At 59.2% G+C, this 11852-nt stretch carries 1 protein-coding gene; it reads right to left on the minus strand.

Going from position 1 to position 11852, the window contains the following annotated elements:
- The coding region (locus AO268_RS21985; RefSeq protein ID WP_099169843.1) for a two-partner secretion domain-containing protein at positions 1-11829 on the minus strand (11829 nt) is incomplete at its 3' end.
- Positions 11830-11852 lie beyond the last annotated feature (23 nt).

The following is an 11852-nucleotide window of genomic DNA, read 5'->3' on the forward strand; positions in this document are numbered from 1 at the left end:
CGCTTTGCCGGTGTCGCTGTTGGGGTCTTCGGACTCGTCGATTTTCGCCTTGGCGATGGTGCTGCCAATGGTGCGCGCCAGTTCGGCAGAGCTGTTGATCAGGTCCATGCGTTCGCGCATGGCCTTTTCATCCGGCTTGTCCAGGTGCTTGTTGGCGTTTTGTGTGTCGCGGTTGAGGCCCACCAGGTCGCTGGCGCCCTCAGGGTTGCGCACCACAATCGTACCTTCGCTGACCGCCGCTCGGGTTTTGCTGCTGTCAGACTCACTCAGTACCGCACCCATCGGCGGGCCCATCACAAGCCCGCTGCTGCTGCCCGAGATGCCCGCGCTCGCCGAGGTACTTTTGATCTTGCTGGTGTTCTTGATATCGCTGGTCAGCAGGCGATCGGTGTCGAGGTGGTTCTTGTCGGCGCTGGCTTCACTGGCAATCACCGCGCCTTGCAACGTGGTGGTTTTACCCACGTTGATGTCATAACCACCTTGGCCCGCATACAGCCCGGTCTGGTCGGTAACCGCCTTGTAGTCGCTGTTCATGTCCCCGGCAGCCACGCTGCCGGACGCCGCTACCGTCGTGCCATAGCAGAACGGCGGCACGCAGATACTCGCCCCTGCGCCAGCGCTGCTTTGCTTACTCTTCTGCGTGTCGATGTCCTGGCGCGAAGCGATGTTGAGGTCACCGCCGATATCCGCCTTGATGCTGTCCGCTCGCACCTGGGCGCCGGCGAGCGTGGTGTCCTGGCCGCTGTTCAGAACCAGCGCGCCAGTCTCCAGCGTGCTGTTGACCTGCGTAACGGAGCTGCCAGAGCCCATGTTTTTGGCGATTTGTGCGCCAAGGTCCAGGGTGAAGCCGTTTTGCTCACCAATATTAAAGCTGGCACCGATGCTGGTTTTGTCGTTTTTACTGTCGTTTTTACGCTCGGTAGTGTTTTGCGCACTTTCGAGGATGATGTCGTTTTTGGCGACCAGCGTGGTATTGGCTGCCTTCAGTTCGCTGCCAATGACATGGATATCACCTTGGGTTTCGGCGGCTTTACCAGTGGCCACAATCGACAGGGCTTGACCTGCGTTGAGCGTGCTCTGCCGTGCCGTCTCACTCCCATACTCGCTGGTACTTTTGCTGCGAGTATTGCTCAGTTCGGTGCCAATCTTGATCAGCGAGCCGTTGCTGGCGGTACTGCCTTGCTTGTCCTTGAAGCCGGATGCCTGACCGTTGGCATCTACTGCCTGGCCACCCAGGTTGTAGGCGTTCAAGGCCACCTGGGCCAGCTTCACGGCTTTGAGACGTGGATCATCGGCATCCTTGGCGGCTTCGATCCCGTCGCGAATGCTTCTGGCAGTATCAACAACCGTTCCACCGATAACCCGCCCCACAGCCAGGCTCTTGGAGCTTTCCTGGGTGGTTTGACTGGCCGTCTGCGTGCCTGCGGCAATGGTCACATCAGAGCCACCCAGTGCCATATCTTTAGTGCTGACCAAATCACTGGCTACCACACTCAACGTGCGCCCGCCCGTCAGCGAGACGTTGCCGGCGCTGGAGCCGACAGTGCTACCGGTCAGGGTGGTTTCCTGTGCCGTCCCGTTGCGCTTCTGACTGCTGATCGACAGATGTTGATTACCCGTGATGTCGTCCAGGCCCAACTTGTTGCCGGTCAACACCCCGGTCAGGTCGCGGCTTTTTTCCTTGTACATCTCAGTGCGCGAGAAGGTGTTTTGCGCCGCATCGATGGTCAGGTCGCGTCCGGCCTGTACCGTCAGGTCAGCGGTGCTGACCAGCGCCGAGCCGGTAACTGTTACGTCTTGCCCGCCCGCAACACTGACCGCTTCGCCGGAAACCATGCTGCCCACTGCGGTGGTACGTGTCTCGGCGACCTTGTCCTGGACCTTGCTCGACTTGAAGCCGCCCCAACTGCTTTTGCTCTGCTTGCGCTCATGGCGGGCGCTGTCGGAATCGCTCACCGCAAGGATCTGCACATCCTCGCCCGCGACCAACTTCGCCGTGCCTTTCTCGGCATTCACCCCGCTACCGGCCAGTAGCAGGTTTTCCCCGGCAACCAGCGTGCTGTTGCCACCTGAGGTCACCAGGCTGCCAATGTTGGTGGTGCTGTCGGTTTCATCCAGGCGGAATTTTTTACCCGATGAACTCTTCTTGGTCTTGCTGTAGAAGCTGTAGTCCTGGTCCTCAGCGGACTTGAGTTCAAGGTTTTTCCCAGACACGAGATAGGCTTCATCACCCGCAGTGACCCGGCTGGCGATCAGTGCCAAATCCTGCCCGGCGCTCAGCGCCACGTCTCCACCGGCCTTCAGCGTGGTGGAGACCTGCTGAACGTGGTCTTCCTGGCTCTTGACTTTTTTGCTGTTGACCGTCGCGTGCTGCTCATTGGCTCCAGAGGCCAAAGTCAGGTCACCAGTGGCGGCCATGGCAACGTCGCGCTTAGCGTCGATCTGACTGGCAATAGCGCTGATATCACGCCCGGCCTGGACACGGAAATCGCGACCGGCCTCGATAACGTTGCCATATTGAGTGACGCTATTGCTGCGCGTGGTATTGGTCACCGCACTGGCATCACGTTGCTCTGCAGCGATTAGGTTGACGTCGCGACCCGCCTTGATGGTGGTGTCTGCACCGCTACGCAGTACCCCACCAACGCTGTTGATGTCACGCCCGGCCTGCATGCTCAGGTTGTTGACGGCTTCGATGCGTGCAGCGTTATCTACAAAATCGCTACGTTCAGTACGAGTGCCGCTACTGCTCTGATGGCTGGTGACCGTCCGCTCATTGATCACATTACCGTTGACGGCCTTAAGGCTTACATCGCGTCCAGAGATGATTCCGCCAGCCTTGTTGATCAGATTATTGTTAGCCAAAAGATCCAGGCGGTTGCCGGCCTCGATCAGGCCGCTATTGACCAAGTCTGTGCCAGCAGTAGCTGAAAGGTTGTTGATGGCACGCAAGGTGCCAACGTTGTTCAGCTCTTTGCCAGCGATCAGGTTCAGATCATTACCGGCAATCAGCGCACCGTTTGGTGCCAAACGATTGTTGGCGTGAGCCAGGTACAACACGGGTACCAACACTTGCTCGCCATTAACCGTGGCGTTTTCCAACCAGACAATGTTGTGGGTCAATGCCGCAACTTGCTCAGCGGTAAGGCTGACCCCCACGGCCAGGTTCAGTTGTTGCTTGCTGGCAATGGCGTTGTCCATCAGGTATTTGTACTGACCGGCATCGCTGGTCTGACCATCGAGGAAACGTTGGCCGGTGCGGGCAATAATGGCTCGCTGAATCAATCGGTCTTCGTAGAGGCCATCACCTAAGCGCTTCCAACTGTCATCCGGGTTGTAGCCAAGCTTGGATAACAGGTAGTCCGAGCTCATAAACTGCTTGAGGTCGGTCAGCGCTGGATTGGTTTCGATCAAATACTTTCGGGGATTGGACACATAACTGCTGTCCGGCAGCCCCAGGACGCGATTGACGGTCACCGAACCCGCCGACGTGCCCAGCGCCTCGACCGCTGTCGCCGATTTAACACCGTAGGCCACTGACCGGGTAGGCAGCACATCGTCCGTAGCAGGTTCTACAACCGGGGATGTGGTGAGAGGCGCGGCGTCGTCTACGACATGGCGTGTCAGGCCCGCGGCTTGTACTGGAGCAAGCGCAGTCATTGCCGTTTGTACTGCATTACCCGCCAGGACAGTTCTGCTTTCACTGACAGGTACGGCTTGTTCACGCTGGGCGATACCGACAACTGCACTGCCCATAGTCCAGTTTCGTGGCCCCTGATTGGTCGGCATTGCGGCAACCTGGCCACTCAGGCGAAACAAACCATTCTGACCTGTGGGCAAGCTGAAACCGGGTAACAACAGGGGGTTGACCTGTTGTTGGGCCAGGTCCGGTGGTAACTGTTGATTCAGGGTAATACGGGTCGAGAAATCAGAACCCGCCCCGGGGGCCTTGGTGTCAGTGCGAGCGCCGCTCCCCACATAGGTGTACCCCGGGCGAACCACGCTGCTGTCAATCTTGTTGCCTGTCGTTACGTTGACCGCCCCGCCGGCTTGTATCACTGCGGCGTAACGCTGATCACCCGAAGCCAATTGCGTCACACGGGTAAGGTTAGGGAAGGGAACATCCATCCGGCCGATGAACCCTGCCATGGCGTCCGTCAGACCCTCTAAATTGTCAGCGTTATAGTTACTGCTTTCAAACCAGTAAAGGTTGTTGAAACCAGCAGCCTGAGCATTCAGCCCAAGGTCGCTGTTGTACCGATTAGTACGGTATGTGCGAACCGTTTCGGTATCGCCGGTTTCAATACCTGTGTTGAAAAGGTTATCCAGGGAGGCCGTGAGAGCACCTCCCGTCGCTATCGTGCTGCTTTCATTGAATAGATCCCCGCCCGTGAGCTTCAGACTCCCCCCGGCAGTAATGTTGGACATGGCACTGTCTGCCGTGACTTCCATTTTGTCGCGCTGGAGCACTTCAAATACATAATTACGTTTGCCGGAGCAGTCACCCGCATTGACGCCCTTGATGCAGGCGATTTCATAGATTTTGGCGGTGTAAAGCCCTGCTTTGTTGGTCGTTAAAACTGCACGGATATTTTTGATCGTACTGGCAGCCAGGCTCAAACTACCGTCACTCTGGATGCTGGAAGAGCTGTTAATGACGCTACCGGCCAGACCACCATTACCGTCGCCGTCAATGCTCAGGTTACCCAGGCTGTAGATATCGGCGTAGCTGTTGTTCAGCGAATCAACCCGCAGGCTCATGTCACTGCCGCTGAAGATCAACGCATGGTCGTTAAGCAGCGCATCGGTGGTGGCGGTGAGTTTCTGGCCGCTACCCAGGGTGCCGTAGTTATTGAGGGTACCTGCATCCAGGATGAGGTCTGAGGCAGAGGTAAGGCGCCCATGGTTATTTAGGACCCCTGTGATACTGAGCGAGGTATTGCCACCGCCAGCGATGCTCGAGGTGCTGCTCAGGTTCACTTGCGCGGCACCGAGGTTAAGCTTGCCCGCGCTGCTGATGCGCCCGGTATTATTCAGGGCCTCCTTCAGGGTCAGATCCAGGCTGCCTTCGCTGGCAATCAGCCCATCGTTACTCCAGTTACCACCATCACCAATCAAGCTATCGGACGCCAGTAACTGCCCCCCTGCCGTTTGGTTGAGCGTCTTGACGTTAACAGTCAATCGCCCAGCCTGGATCACGCTGCTGTTGGTCCATTCGTCAGCAGTGAGGGTCAAGCCACCACGGGTGACCAGATTGCCACCGGCACCGGTCAGGTTGGCCATGCTGATGTCGAATGTGCCGGTACCGACGTGGAGTACACTACCACCCGTGTTCTGAAACTTACCGGCGCTCAACGTCAGGTCGCTGTTGGCCGTTTCCAGCGCACCATCACGATTATCAAACACCCCGCCAATCTGAAACTCAGTCTTGCCACTCGTCCCCAGCGCCCGCAACTGGCCTTTCTGGTTATCCACACTGCCCGCGCTGACGCTCAGGGTGCTGTCGCTTTCAATAACGCCCTTCTGGTTGTTCAGCGCACCGCTGAGGTTGAGGTCAACCTGCCCGCCCGCAACCTGACCGCGTACCTCGCCGCTGTTGTCGAAGCTGCTGCCGGTGACCTTGACCGTGCCCTTGCCATACAGGCCGCCGTCGCGGTTGTCGAAGGCGCCAGTGGTGACGATGGTGTCGCCGGTTTGCGCGGCAATGCGCCCACCGTTGTTGTTGAGGCTGGCGCTGCTCAGGTTCAGGCTTTGTGCCTGGATGGTGCCGGCCTGGCGGTTGTTGTTCAGGTCAAAGTCGTTGCGCAACCAGCCGCCAAGCGCCTTGGCTTGCAGGGCGCCCTTGAGGCTGGCGAGGGTACCGCCACGGTTGTCGATGGTCGCGGCGGTGATGTCCACATCGCCGGTCTGGGCGATGACTTTGCCGCTCTGGTTATCGAGGGCGCCGCTGATCGAGAGGTTTAGGGCGGTCTGGCTCTGGACCGAGCCTTTGGCGTTGTCGAGGCTGGCGGCCTTGAGTTGCAGGTCGGCGTTCTGGCTGTAGATCAGGCCGTCACTGTTGTTTTGCACGACGCCCGTGGTGGTGACGGTCACTGTACCGTTGGCGGCGACGGTGCCACGGTTGCGGTTGTCCAGGCTGTCCGCGAATAGGGTCAGCAGGCTTTGGCTCACCAGTTGACCGCCCTGATTGTTGACCTGACTGCCGCGTTTGAGCAGCAGCGCACCAGCACTGGCGAGTTTGCCGTTGGTGTTGGTCAGGTCGCCAAGCAGGTCGAGGGTCACGGTGCCGTTGCCGATCAGGGCACCGGCGCTGTTGTCGAGGGTGATGCCGGTCAGGCCCAGGGCCTGTTGCGCATTGACCGTGCCGCCTGCGTTGTTGAGCGTTTGCACTTGCAGGTCAAGGGCGGCGCCGCTGTCGATCAGCCCACCTTGGGCGTTGTTGAGCAGACCGGCGACGGTGACGGTTTGCCCGCCAGCACTGGAAAGGATGCCTTTGTCGCTGTTGTCGAGGCTGGCTGCGGTGACGTTCAAGGCTTTTTGGCTGACCAGCGCACCGGCACCGCTGTTGAGCAGGCTGTTGCTCAGGGTGGCATCGACGTTGCCATAACGGCTGGAAACGGTGCCTTGGTTGCGGTTGTCCAGGTCGACGCCACTGACACTGACACCCTGCCAGCCGGACATCAGGCCGCCCTGGTTGAGCAGCTTGCTGCCGCTCAGGGTCAGCAGGTTGTTGCTGATCAATTTGCCGGCGCTGTTATCCAACGAGCGACCACTGAGGTTGAGGTCCTGCGCGGTAGAAATTTCGCCGCCCTGGTTGCTCAGGTCCCGCAGGTGCTTGATGGTCAGTGGGCCGTCGGTGGTGATCAGGCCGGACGTGTTGTTCAAGTCGCCGGTGGCACTACCAAGATCGATGGCAATGGACTTGCCCAGTACAGAGCCGCCCTGGTTGTTCAGGCTGGTGCTGTTGAGGGTCAGAACGTTAGCAGCATTGATCACCCCCTGGTTCTGATTGCTGAGTTGGCCGTCGACACTAAACAACGTGTCGCCACGACTGGTGAGGGTGCCGCCGCTGTTGTCCAGGCTGGCGGCGCGGCCGTCGATGGACTGGGCGGCGATCAGGCCTTTAACGTTACTCAGCGCCTGGGTGATGCGCAGGGTCAGGGCCTGGTTGCTGAGCAGTTTGCCGCTAGTGTTATCCAGGCTCTGCGCAGCCAGGGTGAACGCCTGGGCACTGGAGATTTCACCGCCACGGTTGTCCACGTTCTTGAGGTTTTTCAGCATCAACAACGGGCCGTTGATCAAGCCGCCCTGGTTGTTCAACTGGCCATGGTTCAGGTCCAGTGCGACAGACGTATTGCTGAACAGCTTTCCGCCCTGCTGATCCAGGCCGCTCACCTTAGCGGTCAGGGCCTTATTGCTGGTCAAGCGGCCAGCGTCCTGGTTGGTCAATTGCCCTGCACTGATTTCCAGGGTGTCGCTGGTGCTGACGTTGCCGGCGTGGCTGTTGTCGAACGTGCCGGTGGTGATGCTCAGGGCTGAAGTACTACTGAGAGTGCCTTTCTGGCTGTTGTCCAGACTGCCGCTGTTCAGGGTCAAGCCTGCATCGGTGACCAGTTCCCCGCCTTGGTTATCCATGGCTCCCGTAGCGGTGACCTTCAACGAGCCGGCACTGGATACGCTACCTTGACGGTTGTTCAGGCTGGCCGCGTTGACGGTCAGGAGGCCTTCACTGCTCATCCGGCCTTGGTTGTTATTCAGCTCGCCACTGAGTTCAAGGCCAAGGTCTTTCTGGCTGACAAGGCTGCCGCCACTGTTGTCCAGACGGGCGCCTGCCAGGCTCACACCGCTCTGGCCGCTGAGTTGGCCCTTGTTTCGGTTGAGTACGTTGTCGACGTTCAGTTGCAGGGCAGTTGCGGCGAACACCAGGCCATCGTCACTATTATCCAGCCGCTGACCGGTGATCTGTACTGCGGCTTTGCTGGAAATTTCACCGCCACGGTTATCCACAGCACCCACGTTGATATCAGCACGTTGGTTGGCGCCCACAAAACCATTTTTCTGGTTGTCCAGCGTCTGACCTACAAGGGCGAGCGCACCTTGGGCGATCAGGGCGCCGTTTTGGTTGCTGACCGCTGCGATGTTTGCCGTGAGGTCAGCTTTGCTGGAAACCTGCCCATCGTTGTTATCCAGGCTGGCAGCCGCGAGTCGCACGTTGCCGTCGCCGATCGCCGAACCGCCTTGGTTCTTGAAAGCACCATCAACCGTGAGACCCAACTCACCTCGGCTGCTGAGCAGACCGCCGCTGTTGTCCAGACTAGCGCTATGGACCTGCAGCGCAGCTGCGGAAACCAGGCCTTTGATGTTGCTTAGGGCCTGCTCGATACGCAGGGTCAGCGCTTGATTGCTGATGAGTTTACCGTTGCTGTTATCCAGGTTTTTGCTGGCCAGGCTGAACGCCTGGGCGCTGGAAATTTCGCCGCTCTGATTGTTGACCCCGTTGAGGTTTTTCAACATCAGCAGCGGCGCATTGATCAGGCCTTGCTGGTTGTTCAGTTGACCGTTATTGAGGTCCAGGCTCAGTGAGGTCTTGCTGAAGATCTGCCCACCCCGTTGGTCGAAACCACTGACAACGGCGGTCAGTGCGTTATCGCTGGCGATGCGGCTACGCGTACCATTGCTCACTTGAGCGGCTTTGAGATCGAGGGTGTCATTGCTGATCAGGCTACCGGCCTGGGTATTGTCAAAAGCCCCGGTGGTAACTCCCGCAGTGCCCTTGGCACTGATTGTGCCGGTACGGTTGTCCAGGCTCGCACTGTCAAGGATCAAACCTTGGCCAGCGGTCACTGCACCATTTTGGTTAGTCAGTGCGCCCGTGGCGCTCAGCACCATGGCATCGGCACTCGATACCTTGCCCGACGTGTTGTTCATCCCGGCAATCGTGGCGGTAATGGTGCCTTCGCTGGTGAGCAGGCCGCCGGTGTTATTCAGATCACCACTCAACGTCAGACGCTGGCCTTGCTGGCCAGACACCGTACCGCCGCTGTTGTCCAGGCTCCGACCTTGCAGTGTTACCCTGGCGTTGCCGAACAGCAAACCTGCACTCTGATTGATGACCTGCGCCACCTTGAGGCCCAGGTCGGTGCCGGCCAGCAGCTTGCCGCTGCTGTTGTTGAGCGTGCTGCCAGTCAGGCGCAAATTGCCTTGTGCAACCAGCTCACCTTTTTGCTGATTGAAATGGGTGACGTTGGCCGTTAGATCGCCTTGGCTGGAGATACGCCCGCTGGCGTTTTCCACGGTCGTCGCGTCGATGCGTACCGGCCCTACACCACTGAGCAAACCGTCTTGGTTACGCAGGGTCGTGCCCAGGTAATGGATCGCTGCCTGCCCACTGATCAGGCCCTTTGCCTGGTTATCCAACTGACCGACATTCAGTTGCATGTCTTTGTCGGCACTGACCTTGCCCCCACGGTTATCGAGGCTGCCCGCCTGCACATCCATCGCGCTTTTGGCAGAAAGCAGGCCGTTGTTCTGGTTATCCAGCAGCCCTGCGATACGCGTGGTGAGGCTACCGTCACTGAGCACTTTGCCGGTGTCGCGGTTATCCAGGCTGGCGGCTTTGATCGATGCCGTTTGGCCGCTACCAAGCACACCCTGACGGTTATTCAATGCGCCACGTACATCGACGTTCAACGCGGTATTACCCGTGACCTTGCCGCCGCTGTTATCCAGGCCGGCAGCATGCACTTGCGTGGCCTCGGCGCTGGACACTTCGCCCAGGTGGTTGGCCAAGGTACCGTCCAGGTTCAGCGACAGGCTGGCATCACTGGTCAGCGTACCCGTGCTGTTGTTCACACTGGACGCACGGACATCAAGACCGTTGGCCGAGACCAGCCCTTTGACGTTGGTCAGCGCCTGATCCAGGCGCAGGTTCAAGGCCTGCTCGCTGAGTAGTTTACCGCCGAAGTTGTCCAGGCTCTTCGCCGTGAAGGTGAAACCCTGGGCGCTGGAAATTTCACCGCTCTGGTTGCCAACATCAGCGAGGTTGTTCAAGACCAGGGCTGGACCACGAATTAAGCCGCTCTGGTTATTCAACTGACCCTTGTTCACATCCAGAGTCAGCGATGTGACGCTGGTGAGTTGACCCGCGTTGTTGTTCAGGCTGGCGACGCTGGCGGTCAGCGCTTGGTTGCCGGTGATTTGACCCGACGCACTGTTATCCACGGCGCCTGCGGTGAGGTTAAGGGTTTCCAGGCTGGTTAGTTTGCCGCCCTGGTTATTGATGGCACCGCTGGCAGTGATGCGCAGGCCCCTATTGGCGGTAACCAGGCCCGCGACGTTATCCAGCGAGGCTATGTTCAGCGTGGCCGCGCCCAGGCTGGACACCTCGCCGCTACGATTGCTCAGTTGGCCGACCGTCGCGGTCAAAGGCCCGTTGCTGGTGACCAGGCCGGTGGTGTTCAGCACTTGATCGGCTTTGAGGTCGAGGCTGCCCGCGCTCAACACACGGCCTTTGTTCTGGTTGTCCAGAGTGCCCGCATTAATAGTAGCGAGCTGTTTGGCGCTGAGAGTGCCACCCTGGTTGTTCAGGGTTTGTGCTGCACTGACGTCCAGGTTACGGCTGGCGACCAGGCTGCTGCCGCTGTTGTTGATGGTTTGCGCGCTGAGCTTGAGATCACCGTTGGTATTGCGGCTCAGATCCAGATTGACCCCAGCCTCGATAATCCCGCTGTTAGTCAACTGCCCGCCGCTGGTCAACGTAATGCGGTCACGGGCGCTCAGGTTGTTCTGGTTGTGCAGGTCACCGGAGCTTTGCACAGCCAGTGTGGTGGCGGCATGCACCGCGCCTTGGGTCTGTACACCGGCGGCCTTGATGTTGATCGCGCCGTTTTCGGTTTTGGCCTGCGCCATCTTCAACTGGCCATTGGCATCCAGTTGGATATCACCGCCACTGGCAATCAAGCTGCCATCCAGTTTCACCCCGACACCAGCCTCGGTGCCCACCAGCTTGATCGCCCCCGCATACATCCCACCCAACGCCGACGAGTCAATCGCCAACTCCGGCTTGGCACTGCCATCATCAGCACGCGCCGTGGCATTCAACGTCTGTGCATTGACGTCATTACGCCCGGCAATCACGGTCAAATTACGCGCATTGATCTGCGCATTGATCTTGGCCGAGCGGGTGATGATCTCAAAGCGGTCAACGTTGTCGGCATTCAAGCCCTGGCCGTCGATGGTCACCGCGCCGCCATCGACCTGGTAGCGGTCCAGGCGGCCGTTATCGAGGATCGGTTTGCCGGTGGTCAGGGTCACGTTGGGGGTGTTGATAAAGCCGCAGCCGTTGCAGGTCACGCCATAGGGGTTGGCGACGATGACCTTGGCCGACTGGCCCGCCACTTCGGTGTAGCCGCGCAACTGGCTGGGGCTGCCGCCGTTGACTTCGTTGAGGATGATATTGGCGGCGCCGCCCTTGAGGTTGGGGTTGCCGAGGATGATGCCGCCCAGTTGGGTTTCTTGCGTGCGGCCTGTGGCGTTGTTGAGGATCAGGCCGTTGGCACCGACGTTGTAGTCCTTGAATTGGTTATGGGACAGGCCGCTGCCATTGGGCGTGGCAATGTTGACCACCGGTACGCCATTACCCGCCGCGCCCACCGTCGTGCCCGGGCCACTGACCACAATGCCCTCGGCCTGGGCCAGCAGCGGCTGCCAGAACAGCGCGTTGGCCAGGATCAGCGCCAGGCCGCTTTTGGGCACGCCACAGAAGGTGTCACGGCGTTTTACGGCAGCGGACGGTTGGCGGGCGAGGAAAGCAAGCTGGCGAACATCCATATCAAATTCTCAATGCAGCGAGG

The sequence above is a fragment of the Pseudomonas sp. ICMP 8385 genome (assembly GCF_002699915.1).
GTDB lineage: Bacteria > Pseudomonadota > Gammaproteobacteria > Pseudomonadales > Pseudomonadaceae > Aquipseudomonas > Aquipseudomonas gessardii.